We start from the raw sequence: 18605 nt of genomic DNA on the forward strand, positions 1-18605 counted from the left end.
GCGCTACGGGTTTCTAGCGGGTCAAAATACTGGGTCATGCCATCATCCTCGGGGGCGGTGTCTTGCAAAGGGAAAGGCGTTACGCCAGCCAACGCTTGCGACGGCGATAGCTGCGCACATCGCGAAAGCTCTTGCGCCCTTCGTCGGACATACCGAGGTAGAATTCCTTGACGTCGGGGTTCTCGCGCAGACTGCGTGCGTCGCCGTCCATCACCACGCGCCCGGATTCGAGGATATAGCCGTAATGCGCGAACCGCAGCGCCACGTTGGTATTCTGCTCGGCCAGCAGGAATGTATAGCCCTGCTCTTCGTTGAGGGATTTCACGATGCTGAAAATCTGTTCGACCAGTTGCGGCGCCAGACCCATCGACGGTTCGTCAAGAAGGATCGTTTCCGGCCGGCTCATCAGGGCGCGGCCAATCGCGCACATCTGCTGCTCACCGCCCGAGGTATAGCCCGCCTGGCTTTTGCGCCGTTCCTTGAGGCGCGGGAAATAGTCATAAACCATGTTCAAATCGGCGTCGATCTCGCCCCGGCTGGAGCCACGCGTATAGGCCCCGGTCAAAAGGTTCTCCTCGACCGTCAGATGCTCGAAGCAGTGCCGCCCCTCCATCACCTGCACCACGCCCTTTTTCACGAGATCCGAGGGCATCAGATCCTGCACCCGCTCGCCACGGTAGGTGATCGACCCCTTGGTGACTTCGCCCCTCTCGGAGCGCAAGAGATTGGAAATCGCCTTGAGCGTCGTCGTCTTGCCGGCACCATTACCACCAAGAAGCGCGGTAATCCCGCCCTTGGGGACGTTTAGGCTGACGCCCTTTAGGACGAGAATGACGTGATTGTAGATCACTTCGATATTGTTGACCTCAAGCAGGGTCTCGTCGCGTGGGGTGGCGTCCAGCATCTGCGTCTCTTTCTCCATGTCATCCCGGACTTGATCCCGGATATCTCGGCTTTTGTGGGCGCGGCGTCATGCCGCCACGCCCCGTGGCAAGGAGGTCCCGGCTCGGGGCCGGGACAACCGTTTCCTCAGCAGCCGGGCGTGATGCCGCTTTCAGCGGCAAAGGCTGCGCTATCCTCTGCGACGAGCGCCGAGATGATCTCTTGATCCGACTGGAAATAGTCGGTGATCAACTTGAACTCGCCCGCAGCCGCATCCCATTGCGAAACGGCACCAAAGCCATTGCCACCGTGGTTCTGGCAGGTGACCTTGAACTCAGGCCCAAAGTTCGGCAGGCCGAGTGCTGTCATCTTTGCCTCGGTCATTTCGAGGTTCTCCATGCCGTCGCGCATCTGTGCTGCGTTGATCGCGGTCACACCGTGCATTTCCTGCGCGGTCTTGATCGCCTCGGCAGCCAGCATCGCGGCATACATGCCCCGGTTATAGAGAACGCTGCCCACCTGATCGCCTGCACCTGCCGCCTTGCCGGCATCGACGACGTATTTACGCATGTCATCATAGAGCGGATATTCATCGCCGAGATTGTGGAAGGTCAGCGCCTTGTAGCCATTGGCCGCGTCACCTGCGGGCTTGACGTCATTCTCGGAGCCCGACCACCAGATGCCGATGAAGTTCTCCATCGGGAAACGGATGTTCACCGCCTCTTGAATGGCAACCTGGTTCATCACGCCCCAGCCCCACATCAGCACGTAGTCAGGGCGGTCGCGACGGATTTGAAGCCACTGCGATTTCTGCTCTTGGCCCGGATGATCAACCGGCAGCAGGATCAATTCGAACCCATGCTTCTTGCTCAGCTCTTCCAACGTGCGGATCGGCTCCTTGCCATAGGCCGAGTTGTGATAGACAAGCGAGATTTTCTTGCCGTTGATGTCACCGCCATTGAGATCAAGGATATGAGTAATGGCGTGGCTCGCCCCATCCCAGTAGTTGGCGGGATAGTTGAACACCCATTTGAACACTTCGCCATTCTTGGCCGAGGTGCGCCCGTAACCCATGGTATGGAGCGGGATTCCGTCCGCCGATACCTTGGGAATCAGCTGATAGGTGATCCCGGTGCTGAGCGGTTGATAGATCAGCGCGCCATTGCCCGCAGCCTTGGTGGCCTCGTAGCACTCCACACCCTTTTCGGTGTTATAGCCGGTCTCGCATTCCACGAGGTTGATCTTTTCCCCACCGATGCCGCCATCGCGCTCATTGAGCAGGGTAAAGTAATCCTGGTAGCCGTCCGAGAACGGGATGCCATTCGCGCCATATGGCCCGGTGCGATAGCTGGTATCGACGATCGTCAATTCGGCCAAGGCCGGGCTTGCGACCAGCATGGCCGCGGCCAGGGCCGTCATCAGTCTCTGTTTCATCGGTTTATTCCTCCCTTGGTTTTTCCGATGTTTCGTCTTGGACACGACATCTTGCGCCCAATCTCTTCGGTCGGGTTTCCCCCCTCCGTGCCCCACCGTTCAATGCGGGAAGGGCCAAAGTCTCAGTTTCTCCTTGGCGACGCGCCAGAGCTGCGCCAGACCGTGCGGTTCTGCGATCAGGAAAATGATGATCAGCGCGCCCACGATGATGAACTCCAGATGCGCCGCAAGATCCGTGGGCCAACCCAAACCGCCCACGAGTGTATTCTTGAGCAACACAGGCAACAGCACCAGAAACGCCGCCCCTGCAAAGCTGCCAAAGATCGATCCAAGCCCGCCGATGATCACCATGAAGAGCACGAGAAACGACTTGTTGATGCCAAACGCCTCGCCCACCTCGACCGCGCCCAAGTAGACCGCAAAGAACAGCGCGCCGGAAATCCCCACGAAAAAACCCGAAACCGCAAAAGCAGTGAGCTTCGCCTTGAGCGGATTCACCCCGATGATCTCGGCTGCGATGTCCATATCTCGAATTGCCATCCATTTGCGCCCCGCCATGCCGCGCGTCAGGTTGCGGGCGATGATCGCGGCCGCCACGGTAAAGACGAGGCAAAAGAGATAGGCAGACCACGGCGGGTTTGCCGCCCCGGTGATGGCGACGCCAAAGACCGAGCGCTCTGGCGCGGTGATCTGGCCAGAGGCGGAATAGTTGTAAAACCAACCCACCCGGTTGAAGAGCCACACCAGAAAGAACTGTGCCGCCAGCGTCGCCACTGCAAGGTAAAATCCCTTGATCCGCAAAGAGGGCAACCCAAAGAGAACACAGACGATTGATGTCACACCACCCGCAAGGATGATGTGAAAAAATATGCTGACCTCGGGAAAGGCCGTCATCAGCTTGTAGCTGGCATAGGCCCCCACCGCCATGAACCCGCCCGTCCCAAGTGACACCTGACCACAATAACCCACAAGGATATTGAGGCCGATTGCCGCGATTGAATAAATCAGGAACGGCAGAAAGACCGCGTTGACCCAGTAATCGTTGATCACAAACGGCACCACGGCAAAGGCCGCAACCAGTACCGCGTAATAGCGGTAGCGGTCGAACTTGATCGGAAAGGTCTGGCTGTCCTGCTCGTAGGAGGTCTTGAAATCCCCTGCTTCCCGGTAAAACATTTAGAGAACCTCCCCATGAATTTCATCGTCCGGCTTGATCGCGCGATTTGCCGGCTTGGCATAGCCCGTCGCCTCGGTGTGACGCACCAGCCAGAGATAGGCGAGCATGCCCACCCCCCCGCCCATGGCCGCAAGAACCGCCGCCGTGACCATTTGCGCGGTGTTTTCCACCCGTGCCGAGAGGGCAAGGTAACCAAACGACCAGAACCCGGCCCAGGCGATCACATTGACGATGGCAATCAGCTTTTGCATGGTCTCACACCCTCTCGATGATCTTCTCGCCGAACAGGCCCTGTGGCCGGAACACGAGGAAAATGAGCGCCAGGACATAGGCGAACCAGTTTTCGGTGGCCCCGCCCACCAGCGGACCGACGGTGAATTCAAAGAGCTTTTCACCCACTCCGATGATCAGACCACCGACGATAGCGCCGGGAATTGAGGTAAAGCCACCCAACATCAGCACCGGCAGCGCCTTGAGTGCAATCAGGGACAGCGAGAACTGCACGCCCGATTTGGTGCCCCACATGATCCCTGCCACTAGTGCCACGAAGCCCGCCAGTGACCAGACCATGACCCAGATGAAGTTGAGTGAAATACCGACCGAAAGCGCCGCCTGATGGTCATCCGCCACCGCGCGCATGGCCCGGCCCTGTTTGGAATATTGCGCGAAGATAACCAGCGCGATCACCAAAAGGGCCGCAACACCTGTTGCCACAAGATCTAGATTGTCGATGAAGAACCCGTAGCCGAAAATGTTGAACGTGGTTTCGTCGATCATCAGGTTGATACCCTGCGGAAGACCCACATCCAGCTTCTTGATGTCGCTGCCCCACATCATGTCCCCGAACCCTTCGAGGAAATAGGCCAGACCAATCGTCGCCATGAAAAGAATGATCGGCTCTTGATTGACCAGATGCCGGAAGATGAGCTGGTTCACGACCCAGGCGAGCGCCACCATGACAACCATGGTCAAGAGGACCGCCGCCAACCCCGGCAAGTGCCAGCCGAAGTGGTGGATCTCCGTGCCGAAAATCGCGTTGATGAGGTGGCTGAAGGGCACCCGGCCTTCCATCATCCCCACCAATGTCATCGCCGCAAAGAGCGCCATCACCCCTTGGGCATAGTTGAAAATGCCCGAGGCCTTGTAGATGAGCACAAAACCAAGAGCGACCAGCGCATAGAGCACCCCGGCCATGAGGCCGTTCAAAACGACCTCCATCCCGAAAATCAACTGATCAGGCATTAGCGGCACTCCTCTGGGAAAAGATTGCAGGCGAATTCGGTTTCGACGACGTGAAACGCGACAACGCTCGTGAAGCTCAACGATGGGTTGCCCGCAAAGTTCATCATGACGTGGACAAAGTTTTTTTCAGTCGTGTGAATGGCCCCGGACGCCGCGCCAAAATCCTCGATCTTCGTCCCGGCGAGCGGCGCGGTGGTCAATTCTGCCGTACCCCGCAGACCCTCATAGCGACTGATCCGGTCCCAAATCTGAATTGCATCCTCGGTCGAAGCTCTGAAGCTAAAGACCCTACAGGCATCACCGCCCTGTCGAATACCTAGAACATGCTGCGCCTGCGCATCGGTCCACAGCGTCCAGCTTTCAAAAGACTCGCCGATATTGCGGCCAAGCTGTTCGGACTGCTCCGGGGTGAACTGTGTTAGATCGGCAGTCACAGGCGTGGTCGCATCCTTGATCGGGGCAAGGCAGCGCTCTTCCAGAAATGTAGCGAACTGATCCGATGGCGCGGCATTGGCTGCGATTGGCAGCATGCCGGCCATCACCAATGCCCTAATCATGCGCCACCCCCAGATAGGCGTCGATCACGTCTTGATTGTTGCGCACTTCGTCGGGGGTGCCGTCGCCGATTTTCTTGCCATAATCCATCACGACCACCCGGTCGCTCAGGTCCATGACCACGCCCATGTCATGCTCGATCAGGGCAATCGTGGTGCCGAATTCGTCATTCACATCGAGGATGAAGCGGCTCATATCCTCTTTTTCCTCGACGTTCATACCCGCCATCGGCTCATCTAGCAGAAGGATCGACGGCTCTGCCGCAAGCGCGCGCGCCAGTTCCACCCGCTTTTTCAGACCATAGGGCAAGCGGCCCACCGGGGTCTTGCGGATATGTTGGATTTCAAGAAAGTCGATAACCTTTTCAACGACTTCACGGTTGGCAACCTCTTCCCGCTCGGCCCGGCCCTTCCAGATCGCTTGCGCAAATAGCCCCGCCTTCATCTCTCGAATGCGGCCCGTCATCACGTTGTCGAGCACGGTCATGCCTTCAAAGAGCGCGATGTTCTGGAATGTGCGTGCAATGCCTTGCTGTGCCACCTGATAGGGCTTCATCGGCGGGCGCCGCGCGCCCTGATACCAGACCTCACCCTCTTGCGGGTGATAAAAGCCGCTTATCACGTTCAGCATCGAGGATTTACCAGCCCCGTTCGGCCCGATGATGGCGCGGATTTCGCCCTGACGGATGTCAAAGCTGATGTCCTTGATCGCCACCACACCGCCGAACCGCAGGGTGATGTTCTTCATCTCCATCACCACGCCGCCGATCTTGCGACCATCCTCGGTGGTGTATCCTTGTGTTTGATCAAGCATCACGAAAGCTCCGGCTGGCAGGATTGCGTCTTGACTTGTTCCTTCGACAGGATGCCCGCGTTCATCACGGCGATCGGATAATCGGGAAGCATCCAGATCAACGCGGATACAGCGCGACCGTCAGAGAGCGGCTTTCTCAATCCGATATTGACCTCGTTCTCTTGCGTGGCTTGATCAAAGCAGACCTCATAGCCTCGAGCCCGCATGTCCTCGACAAGCAAAGGCGCAGCGGAGAGCATGGTCTGGGCAACGTCGCGGCGGTGGGTCATCTCTTCCTTCCGACGGTTGTCGGGCAGACTGTAGTCCTCGCGGAAATCGACGATGCAGCTTTGCCATCCGGTTTTCATCATGCGCCAGCGCAGTATATGCGTGTCGCTTATCAACTCTTGCCCCTCCGGCATGTTTGTCTCGGCCTCGACATGAGGCAGGCACGTCTCAAGAAACTGCGCCATGACAGGAGGTTTCTGATCGCTGGTCAGTCCTGCGCTTGTCAGCATCCCCCCCAGCGCGAGTGTTACAAGAGCCGCGTAGGTCATTCCGCCGCCTCCTTCCGGGGCGTTTCAACCCGCACCACCTCGGTGTCGATGATCTTGAGCGTCGCCGAGATGCTGCCCTTGCGTCCGTCCTCGTAGGTGACCTCGGTCGTGGTGAAGATCTCCTCAGATCCATCATAGAGCGCGGTCAGAAGGTCATCGAACTTCTCCGAAATCACACCGCGCCGCACCTTGCGGGTGCGGGTCATCTCGCCGTCATCGGCATCCAGTTCCTTGTGCAACACAAGGAACCGATGCACCTGGCAATGCGACAGCATCGGATCGTCGGCAAGGCTGCGATTGACCTCTTCGACGTGGCCCTTGATCGTCTCAAGCACCTTCGGGTGCCCGGCAAGTTCCTGATACGAGGCATAGCCGATATTGTTCCGCTCGGCCCAGTTACCCACCGCTGTCAGGTCGATATTGATAAAGGCGGTGCAGGCAGTGCGCCCGTTACCAAAGACGACCGCCTCCAGAATGTTGGGATAGAACTTGAGCTTGTTTTCCACATACTTGGGCGCAAACATACGGCCATCGGCCATCTTGCCCACGTCCTTGGCGCGGTCGATGATCCGTAGATGTCCGCTGCCTTCCTCGAAAAAGCCCGCATCGCCCGTGGCGACCCAGCCTTCGGGGTCCTTGGTCGAGGCCGTGCTTTCGGGGTTCTTGTAGTAATATTCGAAGGTGCCCGCCGAGCGGTAGAACACCTCGCCAGTGTCGCTGATACGGATTTCCACGCCGGGCGCGGGGACGCCAACCGTGTCGGAGCGCACTTCACCATCGGGCTGGAGGGTGATGAACACCGAGGCCTCGGTCTGGCCGTAGAGTTGTTTGAGGTTGATGCCAAGCGAGCGATAGAAATCAAAAATTTCCGGCCCAATGGCCTCGCCCGCCGTATAGCCCACCCGAACCCGGCCAAGGCCGAGCGTATCCTTGAGCGGACCATAGATGAAGAGATTGCCAAGCGCATACTTCAGCTTGTCCATCCCGCTCACGGCCTTGCCATCTAGGATCGCAGGGCCAACGCGGCGGGCATGCGCCATGAAGCGATCAAAGAGCCATTTCTTGACGCGGCCCGCATCCTCCATCCGGATCATGACGTTGGTCAATTGGGTCTCGAACACACGCGGCGGGGCAAAGAAATAGGTGGGGCCGATTTCCCGCAGGTCAGTCTGCATCGTCTCGGGGCTTTCGGGGCAGTTGACGCAGAAACCGCTCCAATAGGCCTGCCCGATGGAGAAGATGAAATCGCCAACCCACGCCATCGGAAGATAGGCCAGAACCTCTTCATCCTTGGTCAGGTTGTCGAACTCGGACGAGGATTTCGACGCCTCGATGATGTTGCGATTGGACAGCACCACGCCCTTGGGCTTGCCGGTGGTGCCAGAGGTGTAGAGCATGACGCAGATGCTGTCATAGGTCAGTTTCGCGCGCCGCGCCTTGAGATCCTCGATCCATTCATAATGGGCGGCACGGCCCTGTTCCTGGATGTCGACGAAACGGTGCAGCTTGTGGTGATCGTATTTGCGCAATCCGCGCGGATCGACATAGATGATGTGCTCAAGCTGGTGCAGCCCGTCCTGAACCTCGATCAGCTTGTCCACCTGCTCCTGATCCTCGACAATGGCAAAGCGCGCGCCGCAATGCTCCATCACATAGGCCATCTCGGGGGCGGCAGCGTCCTGATAGAGCGGCACGGGGATCGCGCCCACCGATTGCGCGGCGACCATGGACCAGTAGAAATGCGGCCGGTTGCGGCCGATGACGGCGACAAAATCGCCCTCATTCACGCCAAGATTGATGAGACCAAGCGCAAGGGCTTCGATCTCTTTCTCGGCCTCGGCCCAGGTCCAGCATTGCCAAATGCCATATTCCTTTTCACGATAGGCCGGTCTGTCGGCAAATCGCGTGGCGTTACGTTGCAAGAGCGCCGGAACGGAATCCATTCCGTCCGTCGCCTGTGACGACTGTGCCAAGTTCTATCCTCCCTTTGCCCGCCTGCGCGAACATCCGACCGCCTTCGGGCGATTCCTCTTCCCCTAGAGGGTGCGAGAATCACACTCGCCGTCAACTTTTTCCTGAACATTTCGCAATCCTTACGAATTGTAACAGCGCCACGATTGGTCTTTGCGGACCGGTTTTCCGGTGTTAGCCAAGACGCGGAAGGAGACTGTAATGGGCACGAGCCGCGCCGATCACGACGCTATGACCATGGCCGGGCTGAACCTCATTCAGCAGGCTTTGACCATTTATGACCGCGATTTGCGGCTGGCTGTGTGCAACCGGCGGTTTCAGGAAATGTTCGCCCTGCCCGATGCTTTGGTGACACCCGGGGCGGATTTCGCGGATACGATCCGCTATCTGGCCACGCGCGGCGATTACGGCGATGTCGGAGATGTGGAGGGGTTTGTCGCCACCCGCGTCGAGATCGCCCGTGCCTTCGAGCCGCATTACATGGAACGCGCCCGCGCCAACGGCCGCACCATCAGCGTCGAGGGCACACCGCTGCCGCAGGGGGGATGGGTCACGGTCTATACCGACATCACCCGCGCCAAACGGCAAGAAGCGCTGTTGCGCGCGCGCTCAGAAGAGTTATCCGATCAATTGGTCGGCTATTCCGAAGAGCTCTCGGCCACAAACCGGCAGTTGGAGGCCACGATCACGGCCCTCGAAGAGGCCAAGCGCCAGATTTCCGAGGCCGAGGCCCGTACCAGAATGACCGCCGAAATGATGCCCGCCCATATCGCGCATGTCGGCCCGGACCGCTGTTACACGTATTCCAACCGGCGGCTGACCTCGGTCATGCCCGGCTCGCGCGCCGATCTGATCGGGGTGCACGCGGCGCAGGTGCTCGGACCACAGCCATGGTCGATTATAGGTCCCGAACTGGACAAGGCCTATGCCGGGCAATCCTCGGTTTTCGAATTCACGCATGAGCCCAGTTCGCGGCGTATCCGGGTGGCGCTGACCCCGGATCACACCAGCGGCGGGGTCTATATCCTGTCGATGGACATCACCGAAGAAAGTCAGACCCGCGCGGCCCTGCAACAGACACGGCGTCGGGAAATGGCGGCACAACTGACCTCGGGGCTGGCGCATGATTTCTCCAACCTCCTGACGATCATCCTTGGGATGCAGTCGCGCCTTGGCCGCATGGGCCTGAAACCCGAGGCGCAGGAATTGATCAATGCCACACTCTCGGCGGCACGGCGGGGTGGTGGGCTGCTCAACCGTATCGCCGATATGACCGGCCCGCGCGAGCATGAACCCGTGCCCACCGATCTGGCCGCCTTTCTCGACGATCTGGACACGTTGGCGCGTTCGGCCCTGCCCACCGGAATCATGTTGCGAATTGTCTGCGACGGCCTGACGGATCGCTATCTGCTCGATCCCGGCATGTTGCAGGATTCGCTTCTTAATCTTGTTCTGAACGCGCGCGACGCCTGCGCGGGCGGCGGCACGGTCACCCTGACCGCTCAGCCAGTGCAGGATACCTGGCTCGAGATTGCCGTCGATGACACCGGCCCGGGCTTTAGCCCCGAGGCGCTCAAACACGCGCTTGATCCGTTTTTCACCACCAAGGGCGGAGAGGGATCGGGGCTTGGCCTACCGATGGTCTATGACATGACCAAGCTGGCGGGCGGCAGAATCCTCATCGGCAATACCGACACGGGCGGGCGCGTGGCACTGCGGCTGCCGCTGCGGCGTGCAGCAGCAGCACGACCTCCGGGCCTTGTCCTATTGGTCGAAGACAGCCCCGACCTTCGCTCGACCCTGCGCGACATGCTGCGTGGTGCCGGGCATAGCGTGATCGAGGCCGCCAGCGTGGATGAAGCCGCCGGCCTGATCGCCGATCTGCCGGAAATCTCCGCCGTGTTATCGGATATTGTGCTGGAAGGCACACGAACCGGCATTGATCTGGCGCGACTCCCCCGGCGTGGCGGTTGCGCGCTGGTACTGATGACTTCGCTGCCACCTGATGATCCGCTGCACCGGCAAGCAGCAGAGCTTGCCCCAGTGCTGCGCAAACCTTTTACCGCCGCGCAGCTTGACGCGGCCCTTAACACCGGAGCGCAACCATGACGGCGCCGCTTGTGGCCATTCTCGACGATGAACCGGCGATCCGCTCGATGCTGGCGCAGGCCCTGACCGAGGCGGGATTTCGCACCATGGCCTTTGGCCGCGCCACGGAATTCGAGGCGGCGCTGCGCAGCACCACGCCCGATGTCTGCCTCGTAGATCTTTCGCTGCCAGATCGGGACGGGCTTAGCCTTGTGCATCGCCTAGCCCTCGAACAGGGGGCGACGGTGATCATCATTTCGGGGCGCGCGCAGGTGCAGGACCGGGTGACGGGGCTGGAGCTCGGGGCGGATGATTACATCATCAAACCGTTTGATCCCGCCGAGGTGGTGGCCCGCGTGCGCGCCCGCCTGCGCCGGGGCACACCCAGCACCCAAACCGGCGAGGTGGCGCGGTTCAACGGCTGGGTCGCACATTTCGACCGCTACATGCTCGAGGATGAGACTGGAACGGAAACACCCTTTTCCCATGCAGAGGGTGAGGTGCTGCGCCTCTTTCTCGAACGACCCAAACGGTTGATTTCCCGCCAGACAATGCAAGAGACGCTTGGTGGGGCGGCGGGCGAAAGCTTTGACCGCGCCATGGACGTGCGCATCTCGCGCCTGCGGACCAAGCTGCGCGAAGACCCAAAAAACCCGCGCCTGATCAAGACGATCTATGGCGCGGGGTATATCTTTCTGGGGGATGTAAGCTGGGGCTGAGGGCTCCTTAAGGGTGCCGCCCCTCCATGATTTGATTGGCAAAGCCGTGGTTGGTGTCGCGGTGATGTGCCTCATCGGCACGCACCGCAATAACCACATCGCGCAACCGCGCCTCTGAAGGCAGCGCCCAATAGTCGATGGCGATTTGCGGCGCGGGCACGTTGTCTTGCCGCCCTGCATCAATCTCGGCCAGATAATGCGTGTAGCTTACCACCGCTTCCTCTTCCAGATAGCCCACGATGCGATGCGCCGTGCGCGGGGCCAAGAGATAGGTGAAGAAGAACACATTATAAAAAATCGCCTGCGCAATCATGATCAGCCAGCGTTCACCGCGCGAGGGCTGCGCGATGTGGACGAAGGTCATAAGATGCATCCGCTCATTTTCAGCCTCGTCCAGCAACTCGCGGATCCAGCCCTGATCCTCGCGGATGTGTCTCACAGATTTGAGATGCTGCAAGAGCCCCCCCACCATGCCCGGCACGGCGGCCACGGTTTCCAAGACAACCGCGCGATGTCCGTAACGCTTGGAAAAGAACGCATCGGCAAAGACCCGCATGAATTTCACGATACGCAGCGCGATCCGGTCATGAATATCGCGCGGACTATGGTGCGTCTCCAGCGTCGCTGTGTCGTCGCTCTGAAATTGCCTCTCGGGTCTCATCTTTCACTCCATGGCTTGATGAGTGTCAGATGGGGATGAAAGATGACTCTTGAATGCGACAAATCGTGCCGCCCGCCACGGATCAGAGCATCAAACAGCGCGTTGCTCTGGCAGATCGACCTTTTGCAGGCGTTCCAGTCCGAGCCGGGTTTCCCGCGTCAATTCGATGGCACCGCGGGTGCAGACATCCGCACAAAGCCCGCATCGCCCGCAGACCTCCAGCGTGGTCACGACCGGCAAACGCTCGTCATCAAGGACGACGATCGCTTTGGGACAGACTTCGACGCAATCCCCGCATCCGGTACGCAAATCGGCAAGACGCCATTCCCGTACTGCTCCGGGTGGACGCGGCATGACAGTGCGGGCGTCGGAACTTGGCAGGGAACGATCCCGCAATTCATACCACATTTTCTCAAGCCTCCTCTGTGCTGACCGCCACACCCCTGATCTTCTTTAAAATGAAAACATGACGACCGACTCGCCAATGATGCAGATCAATTCATCCTGCGGAAAATACTTGATCTGTCGCGCGGCGGCGCAGCATGCACTCATCCTTCTAGCCGCGCAACGGCCCCGGCAAGCACCTCAAGGCCTGTGACCAGATCCCGCTCATCCGTATCCTCGGCGAAGGCATGGCTGATTCCGTTGATCGAGGGAACAATGAGCATCGCCGCAGGCATCAGCCGCGAGGCATTGGTCGCATCATGGAGCGCACCGGACTGCATTTCGCGCCAGCGGCCGGGCGCCACGGCCGCAGCACTCGCACAGAGCGCCGCGCGCAGGTGGGCATCCATCGGCACCGGCTCCAGCCCCAGCATCTCACCATAGCTGAGGTCGAGCCCCGCTTCGCGTGCAACTTCCTCGGCGGTATCGCGGATAATCGTCTCCATCCGGTGCAACCGGTCCGCCATGCCATCCCGCCATTGCATCGAGAAGACCACCCGCCCCGGCACGATGGAATGTGCATCGGGATGCAAGGCGACATGACCGATGGTCCAAACCGTTGAGGGAGTCACCACGTTACGGAACCGCTCATTGATCAGCAGGTTGAACCGCGCCAGCCCCTGAAACGCATCGCGGCGGCGGTGCATGGGGGTGGTGCCCGCATGGTTCTGTTCGCCCTCGAAGGTGATCCGCATGTCGCGGATGCCAACGATATCTGTAACCACCCCTACCGCCTCGCCCGCCTCGAAGAGCCATGGCCCCTGCTCGATATGCATTTCGAGAAACCCGGCAAAGCGGGACGGGTCGACAAAATCCCCGGCCATGGACGCCACGACGCGCCGCGCTTCGGCAAAGCTGATGCCGCCGCGGTCGGTCAGACGATCCGCCGCGTCCAGCGCCAAATTTCCCGCCCAGATGGCGCTGCCCGTGGTCACGCCAAACCGCCCCTCTTCATCCTGAAAGGACACGACCGACACGGGCGGGCCACCGGCCTCGCGCCCTGCGCGGACAATCTCGAGCCCGGCGATCACACCAAGCGCACCATCAAGCCAACCGCCCTCGGGCTGGCTGTCGCTGTGGCTACCGACCAAAAGCGATGGCCCCTCGGCCAGACCAAAGAGATTGCCAACAGGATCGAAATGCGGCCTCAGGCCCGCAGCTTCGATCTGAGCCGCCAACCATTGCCGCGCCTCGATATCAGAGGGGCTGAAGGCCGGGCGCACCACGCCCTTGCCTACGCCCGCCGCACCGAAGCTGCGCAAATGGTGCAGATCCTTGAGAAACCGCTCGGGATTGACCCTGATCATCGCCATCTCCTCGCCTTATGCGCACAGCCTAGCGGTCCGACGCGGGCCCGCAATGGTCTTGTTATAGGGTTGGACGTGCGAAGGGGAGGACTGGTGCTGCTGGGGAGGATTGAACTCCCGACCTCGTCATTACCAATGACGCGCTCTACCACTGAGCTACAGCAGCACGTGTGGCGCGCTGATTAGACGCTAATCGCAGATGGCGCAAGGGGTAACTGGACGGTTTTTCGCACCTCCTGTAAGAGAGGGCCCATGAGCGAAAAACAAACACCGGACAAAGCCGCGAAACAGGGCCAAAGCCGCGAGGACAGGCTGAAATCGGCGTTGAAGGCCAATCTCGCACGGCGTAAGGCGCAGATGCGCGCCAAGTCGGACGGTCGGTCCGCGCCAAAGCCGGCCGGTACAAAGGATAAAGGGTAGAGCAGATGGATTCGATCGTCGTCACGGGCAACGGCCCGCTTCAGGGGCAAATTCCGATCGCGGGGGCCAAGAATGCCTGTCTGACGCTGATGCCCGCCACATTGCTGAGCGATGAGCCGCTGACCCTGACCAACGCGCCGCGCCTGTCGGACATCAAGACAATGACAACGCTCCTGCAATCGCTGGGGGCCGAGGTGGTTCAGATGCAGGGCGGCCAAGTGCTGGCACTGTCGTCTCACAATCTCAACAACCACGTTGCGGACTATGACATTGTGCGCAAGATGCGGGCCTCGATCCTCGTTCTGGGGCCGATGCTGGCGCGCGACGGGCATGCGGTGGTTTCGCTGCCGGGCGGCTGTGCCATCGGCGCGCGCCCCGTCGATCTGCATTTGCGGGCGTTGGAGGCCATGGGGGCCGAACTCGACCTGCGTGAGGGCTATGTGCATGCCAAGGCTCCCGGCGGCCTCAAGGGAGGCACCTTCGAATTTCCGATCGTGTCGGTCGGGGCAACGGAAAATGCGCTGATGGCGGCGACGCTGGCCAAGGGCACGACCGTGCTCAAGAATGCCGCGCGCGAACCTGAGATCGTCGATCTGGCCCAGTGTTTGCGTCGCATGGGTGCGCAGATCGAAGGTGAAGGCACCAGCACGATCACCATTCAAGGCGTGGATCGGTTGGGCGGGGCCACCCATCCCGTGGTGGTCGACCGGATCGAGCTTGGGACCTATATGCTGGCCCCGGCCATCTGCGGCGGCGAGGTGGAATGTCTTGGCGGGCGGCGCGATCTCGTTGGGGCCTTCTGCGACAAGCTGGAAGAGGCGGGCGTGAGCGTGACCGACACGGACGCAGGCCTCAAGGTCAGCCGCAAGAATGGCCAGGTGCGCGCCGTCGATGTGGTGACAGAGCCCTTCCCCGGCTTCCCGACCGACCTTCAAGCGCAGATGATGGCGTTGATGTGCACTGCCGAGGGCACCGCGGTGCTGGAAGAGCGTATCTTTGAAAACCGCTTCATGCACGCACCGGAACTGATGCGGATGGGAGCCAAGATTGATGTGCACGGCGGCACCGCCACCGTAACCGGCGTCGACCACCTCAAGGGTGCGCCGGTCATGGCCACCGATCTGCGGGCTTCGGTCTCGCTCATCCTTGCGGGACTGGCGGCAGAGGGGGAAACCATCGTCAACCGGGTTTATCACCTTGATCGCGGCTATGAGCGGGTCGAGGAAAAGCTGGGCAATGTCGGGGCCAGGATCGAAAGGATCAGCGGCAAATGACCGAAGACGCCAAATTCGAAGACGGGCGGGAAGCACCGCTCAACCTCGGCGCGATGGAAGAGGAGGATCTAAGGGTCATTTCCTCTCTGGCGCAGGATGCTGTGTTTCCGATCACCGAAATGACCTGGCAACCGGCCAAGCGCCGGTTTGGCCTGCTGCTCAACCGCTTTCGCTGGGAGGATCAGGGCCGCGAACGGCATGGGCCGGAACGGGTGCAATCGCTCTTGGTGGTCGACAATGTGCTGCGCGTCGCGAGCCAAGGCATCGACCGGAGCGACAAGGACACGATCCTGTCGATACTTGCGATCACCTTCGAGCCGGGGACAGAGGGGGCGGGACATGTGCTCTTGACGCTGGCGGGCGATGGCGCACTGCGGCTCGAGGTTGAGGCACTCGAAGTCACACTCAAGGATGTGACACGGCCCTACCGTGCCCCATCGGGCAAAGTGCCCCATCACGAAGGCTGATGCGGCCTGACTGCCGCGGATATGAGTATTTGCCCCATAAAGAAGACCGGGGCTTGAGACAGGGGTCCCACCCCGCTATGTCCCCCGGCAAAAGGAACCGCCATGCCGATCACGCTTGACGCCACCGCGCCCGATTTCGAGACCCGCTTTACCGAGTTGCTGAGCGCAAAGCGCGAGGACAGCCCTGATGTGGACGATATCGTCGCGGGGATCATCGCCGATGTGCGGCAGCGGGGCGACGCGGCGGTGATCGCCCTGACCGAGCGGTTTGACCGTGTCGCGCTGACGCCAGAAACGCTACGGTTTTCGCCGCAAGAGATCGCCTCGCTGATCGCCGAGGTATCCCCGGCGGAGCGTGCAGCCCTCGAGCTGGCGGCCGAACGCATTCGCGCCTATCACGCGCGCCAAATGCCCGAGGATGCAAGCTGGACCGAAGAGAGCGGCGCGATGCTGGGCTGGCGCTGGACGCCGGTGTCGGCGGCGGGGCTCTATGTGCCCGGAGGTCTTGCCTCTTACCCCTCCTCGGTTCTGATGAACGCCATCCCGGCCAAGGTCGCCGGGGTTGAGCGGCTGGCGATTGTCGTGCCGACCCCCGATGGCAAGGCCAATCCGCTTGTCCCTTTGGCGGCGCAGATCGCGGGTGTGGACGAAATCTATCGCATCGGCGGCGCGCAGGCGATTGCAGCGCTTGCCTATGGCACCGAAAGCATCGCTCCGGTGGACAAGATCACCGGCCCCGGCAATGCCTTTGTCGCCGCCGCCAAGCGGCGGGTTTTCGGCAAGGTCGGCATCGACATGATCGCTGGTCCCTCGGAAATCCTCGTGATTGCCGACAAGGGGCAAAACCCCGACTGGATCGCGCTCGACATGCTGAGCCAGGCCGAACATGACGAAAGCGCGCAGGCCATCCTGATCACGGACGATGCCGATTTGGCCGATGCGGTCAGCGCTGCCATCGACCGCCATCTGCAAACGCTAGAGCGCCGTGCCATCGCGGGCGCGAGCTGGCGCGATTTCGGCGCGATCATTATTGTGCCCGACATGGGCACGGCGGCTGCGCTCTCGAACCGTATCGCGCCTGAACATCTGGAGTTGTGCGTGGATGACCCGGACGCCCTGTCCGCGCAGATCACCCATGCCGGGGCGATCTTTCTCGGGGCTTGGACGCCGGAGGCGATTGGCGATTATGTCGGCGGGCCGAACCACGTCCTGCCCACTGCGCGCTCTGCCCGGTTCTCATCCGGCCTGTCGGTCATGGATTTCCTCAAGCGCACCACTTTGGCCCGGATGACACCGGAAGCACTGCGCGCCATTGGCCCCGCCGCCGAAACGCTGGCCATCTCCGAAAGCCTTGAGGCGCATGGCCTCTCGGTGCGGGCAAGATTGGACCATCTCAACGGCTGAAACGGCGATTTGACGCCGGTTGGGCGGAAACTGCCCCTTTCGCCCCTGCGGCACGCCCACTATAAGGACAGACGCCCCGCAGCCCCGAGTCGCGGGGATTATCATCATTTCGGGCGACAGGGCACAGGCGCACATGTCTATATTCGATAGGATTCCCAGTCTGTTTTCATCGGACATGGCAATTGACCTGGGCACGGCCAACACGCTTGTCTACGTCAAGGGGCGGGGTATCGTCCTGTCAGAGCCGTCGGTTGTGGCATACCACATCAAGGACGGCGTGCGCAAAGTTTTGGCCGTAGGCGAGGATGCCAAGCTGATGCTGGGCCGCACGCCCGGCAGCATCGAGGCGATCCGCCCCATGCGAGAAGGGGTCATCGCGGATTTCGACACCGCCGAGGCGATGATCAAGCATTTCATCCGCAAGGTGCACAAACGCTCGACTTTCTCCAAGCCCAAGATCATCGTCTGCGTGCCGCATGGCGCAACCCCGGTGGAAAAGCGCGCCATCCGTCAATCGGTGCTTTCTGCGGGCGCGCGTCGGGCCGGGCTGATAGCGGAACCCATTGCAGCGGCCATTGGTGCAGGCATGCCCATCACCGATCCCACCGGCAACATGGTGGTAGATATTGGCGGCGGCACGACCGAAGTCGCTGTCCTCAGCCTTGGTGATATCGTCTACGCACGCTCAGTGCGCGTCGGTGGCGACCGCATGGACGAGGCGATCATCAACTATCTGCGCCGTCAGCAAAACTTGCTGGTGGGGGAATCCACCGCCGAACGGATCAAGACCAGCATCGGCACTGCGCGCATGCCCGACGACGGGCGCGGCACATCCATGCATGTGCGGGGGCGCGACCTTCTCAACGGCGTGCCCAAAGAAATCGAGATCAGCCAGGCACAGATCGCCGAGGCGCTCGCTGAACCGGTGCAGCAGATCTGCGAGGCGGTGATGACCGCACTCGAGGCCACACCGCCCGATCTCGCAGCCGATATCGTCGACCGAGGCGTGATGCTGACCGGGGGTGGCGCACTCTTGGGCGATCTGGATCTGGCCTTGCGCGAACAGACCGGGCTGGCCGTATCCATCGCCGATGACAGTCTGAATTGCGTAGCACTTGGCACGGGCAAGGCGCTTGAGTTCGAAAAGCAGTTGCGCCACGCGATTGACTACGACAGCTGAACCACCCACCTTTGCCTAGAAGGGGGACTCC

19 protein-coding genes and 1 tRNA gene are annotated in these 18605 nt (G+C 60.7%); 7 read left to right on the forward strand and 13 right to left on the reverse strand.

Translation table 11 applies throughout. From position 1 onward, the window contains the following. Positions 1 to 79: 79 nt before the first annotated feature. The 9 genes from ROSMUC_RS15155 to ROSMUC_RS15195 form a co-directional block, all read right to left on the reverse strand. Positions 80 to 904 carry an ABC transporter ATP-binding protein gene (locus tag ROSMUC_RS15155; protein WP_037275300.1) on the reverse strand — a complete coding sequence of 275 codons (825 nt, stop codon included), beginning with the start codon at positions 902 to 904 and terminating at the stop codon, positions 80 to 82. 125 nt (positions 905 to 1029) lie between these two features. Next, a complete protein-coding gene (locus ROSMUC_RS15160; protein ID WP_037275035.1) occupies positions 1030 to 2316 on the reverse strand; it encodes an ABC transporter substrate-binding protein in 1287 nt (428 codons plus the stop codon). A 99-nt stretch (positions 2317 to 2415) separates the two neighbouring features. Further along, on the reverse strand, positions 2416 to 3492 hold the full coding sequence (locus ROSMUC_RS15165) for a branched-chain amino acid ABC transporter permease (protein WP_037275038.1): 1077 nt from the start codon (positions 3490 to 3492) through the stop codon (positions 2416 to 2418). Then, complete coding sequence (locus ROSMUC_RS15170) at positions 3493 to 3744, reverse strand: hypothetical protein (RefSeq protein ID WP_037275041.1); 252 nt, start codon at positions 3742 to 3744, stop codon at positions 3493 to 3495. A 4-nt stretch (positions 3745 to 3748) separates the two neighbouring features. Then, positions 3749 to 4735: a branched-chain amino acid ABC transporter permease gene (locus ROSMUC_RS15175; protein WP_037275044.1), complete on the reverse strand. Its 987-nt coding sequence runs from the start codon at positions 4733 to 4735 to the stop codon at positions 3749 to 3751. Next, positions 4735 to 5292 (reverse strand): hypothetical protein, encoded by a 558-nt coding sequence (locus ROSMUC_RS15180; RefSeq protein ID WP_146005699.1) that lies wholly within the window; start codon positions 5290 to 5292, stop codon positions 4735 to 4737. Before ROSMUC_RS15180 ends, ROSMUC_RS15175 begins: the two co-directional genes overlap by 1 nt. Then, positions 5285 to 6103 (reverse strand): ABC transporter ATP-binding protein, encoded by an 819-nt coding sequence (locus tag ROSMUC_RS15185; RefSeq protein WP_037275050.1) that lies wholly within the window; start codon positions 6101 to 6103, stop codon positions 5285 to 5287. Before ROSMUC_RS15185 ends, ROSMUC_RS15180 begins: the two co-directional genes overlap by 8 nt. Beyond that, positions 6103 to 6639 carry a hypothetical protein gene (locus tag ROSMUC_RS15190; RefSeq protein WP_037275053.1) on the reverse strand — a complete coding sequence of 179 codons (537 nt, stop codon included), beginning with the start codon at positions 6637 to 6639 and terminating at the stop codon, positions 6103 to 6105. Before ROSMUC_RS15190 ends, ROSMUC_RS15185 begins: the two co-directional genes overlap by 1 nt. Further along, on the reverse strand, positions 6636 to 8582 hold the full coding sequence (locus ROSMUC_RS15195) for an AMP-binding protein (RefSeq protein ID WP_037275055.1): 1947 nt from the start codon (positions 8580 to 8582) through the stop codon (positions 6636 to 6638). Before ROSMUC_RS15195 ends, ROSMUC_RS15190 begins: the two co-directional genes overlap by 4 nt. Before the next feature lie 229 nt (positions 8583 to 8811). On the opposite strand from ROSMUC_RS15195, the gene ROSMUC_RS15200 reads away from it, so the two are divergent. Next, positions 8812 to 10719 carry a hybrid sensor histidine kinase/response regulator gene (locus tag ROSMUC_RS15200; RefSeq protein WP_037275058.1) on the forward strand — a complete coding sequence of 636 codons (1908 nt, stop codon included), beginning with the start codon at positions 8812 to 8814 and terminating at the stop codon, positions 10717 to 10719. Beyond that, positions 10716 to 11417: a response regulator transcription factor gene (locus ROSMUC_RS15205; protein ID WP_037275061.1), complete on the forward strand. Its 702-nt coding sequence runs from the start codon at positions 10716 to 10718 to the stop codon at positions 11415 to 11417. The genes ROSMUC_RS15200 and ROSMUC_RS15205 overlap by 4 nt, the downstream gene beginning before the upstream one ends. Positions 11418 to 11424: 7 nt before the next feature. On the opposite strand, the gene ROSMUC_RS15210 is transcribed toward ROSMUC_RS15205, so the two are convergent. The 4 genes from ROSMUC_RS15210 to ROSMUC_RS15225 form a co-directional block, all read right to left on the reverse strand. Beyond that, positions 11425 to 12078 (reverse strand): alternative oxidase, encoded by a 654-nt coding sequence (locus ROSMUC_RS15210; protein WP_037275065.1) that lies wholly within the window; start codon positions 12076 to 12078, stop codon positions 11425 to 11427. A 90-nt stretch (positions 12079 to 12168) separates the two neighbouring features. Then, on the reverse strand, positions 12169 to 12486 hold the full coding sequence (locus tag ROSMUC_RS15215; protein ID WP_052115405.1) for a 4Fe-4S dicluster domain-containing protein: 318 nt from the start codon (positions 12484 to 12486) through the stop codon (positions 12169 to 12171). Between the two features lie 140 nt (positions 12487 to 12626). Continuing rightward, a complete protein-coding gene (locus ROSMUC_RS15220; RefSeq protein WP_037275302.1) occupies positions 12627 to 13829 on the reverse strand; it encodes a hydantoinase/carbamoylase family amidase in 1203 nt (400 codons plus the stop codon). 91 nt (positions 13830 to 13920) lie between these two features. Then, a tRNA-Thr gene (locus ROSMUC_RS15225) sits at positions 13921 to 13995 on the reverse strand. 86 nt (positions 13996 to 14081) lie between these two features. Between ROSMUC_RS15225 and ROSMUC_RS21075 the strand changes: the two genes are divergently transcribed. The 5 genes from ROSMUC_RS21075 (at position 14082) to ROSMUC_RS15245 (ending at position 18574) form a co-directional block, all read left to right on the forward strand. Next, positions 14082 to 14249 (forward strand): hypothetical protein, encoded by a 168-nt coding sequence (locus ROSMUC_RS21075; protein ID WP_170062581.1) that lies wholly within the window; start codon positions 14082 to 14084, stop codon positions 14247 to 14249. Between the two features lie 5 nt (positions 14250 to 14254). Continuing rightward, entirely contained in the window at positions 14255 to 15523 is a 1269-nt protein-coding gene (murA, locus tag ROSMUC_RS15230; protein WP_037275068.1) for a UDP-N-acetylglucosamine 1-carboxyvinyltransferase, read from the forward strand. After that, a complete protein-coding gene (locus ROSMUC_RS15235; RefSeq protein WP_037275071.1) occupies positions 15520 to 15990 on the forward strand; it encodes a DUF2948 family protein in 471 nt (156 codons plus the stop codon). The genes murA and ROSMUC_RS15235 overlap by 4 nt, the downstream gene beginning before the upstream one ends. Before the next feature lie 102 nt (positions 15991 to 16092). Continuing rightward, the gene (gene hisD / locus ROSMUC_RS15240; protein ID WP_037275075.1) at positions 16093 to 17394 is read left to right on the forward strand and encodes a histidinol dehydrogenase; all 1302 of its coding nucleotides are present in this window, start codon (positions 16093 to 16095) and stop codon (positions 17392 to 17394) included. Between the two features lie 133 nt (positions 17395 to 17527). Continuing rightward, complete coding sequence (locus ROSMUC_RS15245; RefSeq protein WP_037275078.1) at positions 17528 to 18574, forward strand: rod shape-determining protein; 1047 nt, start codon at positions 17528 to 17530, stop codon at positions 18572 to 18574. Positions 18575 to 18605: the final 31 nt, after the last annotated feature.

It is taken from the genome of Roseovarius mucosus DSM 17069, assembly GCF_000768555.3.
Classification (GTDB): Bacteria; Pseudomonadota; Alphaproteobacteria; order Rhodobacterales; family Rhodobacteraceae; genus Roseovarius; species Roseovarius mucosus.

Bases quoted from the DNA above. Each gene is read 5' to 3' on its own strand.
- ROSMUC_RS15155 (WP_037275300.1), bottom strand. From the start codon at position 904: ATGCTGGACGCCACCCCACGCGACGAGACCCTGCTTGAGGTCAACAAT.
- ROSMUC_RS15160 (WP_037275035.1), bottom strand. From the start codon at position 2,316: ATGAAACAGAGACTGATGACGGCCCTGGCCGCGGCCATGCTGGTCGCA.
- ROSMUC_RS15165 (WP_037275038.1), bottom strand. From the start codon at position 3,492: ATGTTTTACCGGGAAGCAGGGGATTTCAAGACCTCCTACGAGCAGGAC.
- ROSMUC_RS15170 (WP_037275041.1), bottom strand. From the start codon at position 3,744: ATGCAAAAGCTGATTGCCATCGTCAATGTGATCGCCTGGGCCGGGTTC.
- ROSMUC_RS15175 (WP_037275044.1), bottom strand. From the start codon at position 4,735: ATGCCTGATCAGTTGATTTTCGGGATGGAGGTCGTTTTGAACGGCCTC.
- ROSMUC_RS15180 (WP_146005699.1), bottom strand. From the start codon at position 5,292: ATGATTAGGGCATTGGTGATGGCCGGCATGCTGCCAATCGCAGCCAAT.
- ROSMUC_RS15185 (WP_037275050.1), bottom strand. From the start codon at position 6,103: ATGCTTGATCAAACACAAGGATACACCACCGAGGATGGTCGCAAGATC.
- ROSMUC_RS15190 (WP_037275053.1), bottom strand. From the start codon at position 6,639: ATGACCTACGCGGCTCTTGTAACACTCGCGCTGGGGGGGATGCTGACA.
- ROSMUC_RS15195 (WP_037275055.1), bottom strand. From the start codon at position 8,582: ATGGATTCCGTTCCGGCGCTCTTGCAACGTAACGCCACGCGATTTGCC.
- ROSMUC_RS15200 (WP_037275058.1), top strand. From the start codon at position 8,812: ATGGGCACGAGCCGCGCCGATCACGACGCTATGACCATGGCCGGGCTG.
- ROSMUC_RS15205 (WP_037275061.1), top strand. From the start codon at position 10,716: ATGACGGCGCCGCTTGTGGCCATTCTCGACGATGAACCGGCGATCCGC.
- ROSMUC_RS15210 (WP_037275065.1), bottom strand. From the start codon at position 12,078: ATGAGACCCGAGAGGCAATTTCAGAGCGACGACACAGCGACGCTGGAG.
- ROSMUC_RS15215 (WP_052115405.1), bottom strand. From the start codon at position 12,486: ATGTGGTATGAATTGCGGGATCGTTCCCTGCCAAGTTCCGACGCCCGC.
- ROSMUC_RS15220 (WP_037275302.1), bottom strand. From the start codon at position 13,829: ATGATCAGGGTCAATCCCGAGCGGTTTCTCAAGGATCTGCACCATTTG.
- ROSMUC_RS21075 (WP_170062581.1), top strand. From the start codon at position 14,082: ATGAGCGAAAAACAAACACCGGACAAAGCCGCGAAACAGGGCCAAAGC.
- murA (WP_037275068.1), top strand. From the start codon at position 14,255: ATGGATTCGATCGTCGTCACGGGCAACGGCCCGCTTCAGGGGCAAATT.
- ROSMUC_RS15235 (WP_037275071.1), top strand. From the start codon at position 15,520: ATGACCGAAGACGCCAAATTCGAAGACGGGCGGGAAGCACCGCTCAAC.
- hisD (WP_037275075.1), top strand. From the start codon at position 16,093: ATGCCGATCACGCTTGACGCCACCGCGCCCGATTTCGAGACCCGCTTT.
- ROSMUC_RS15245 (WP_037275078.1), top strand. From the start codon at position 17,528: ATGTCTATATTCGATAGGATTCCCAGTCTGTTTTCATCGGACATGGCA.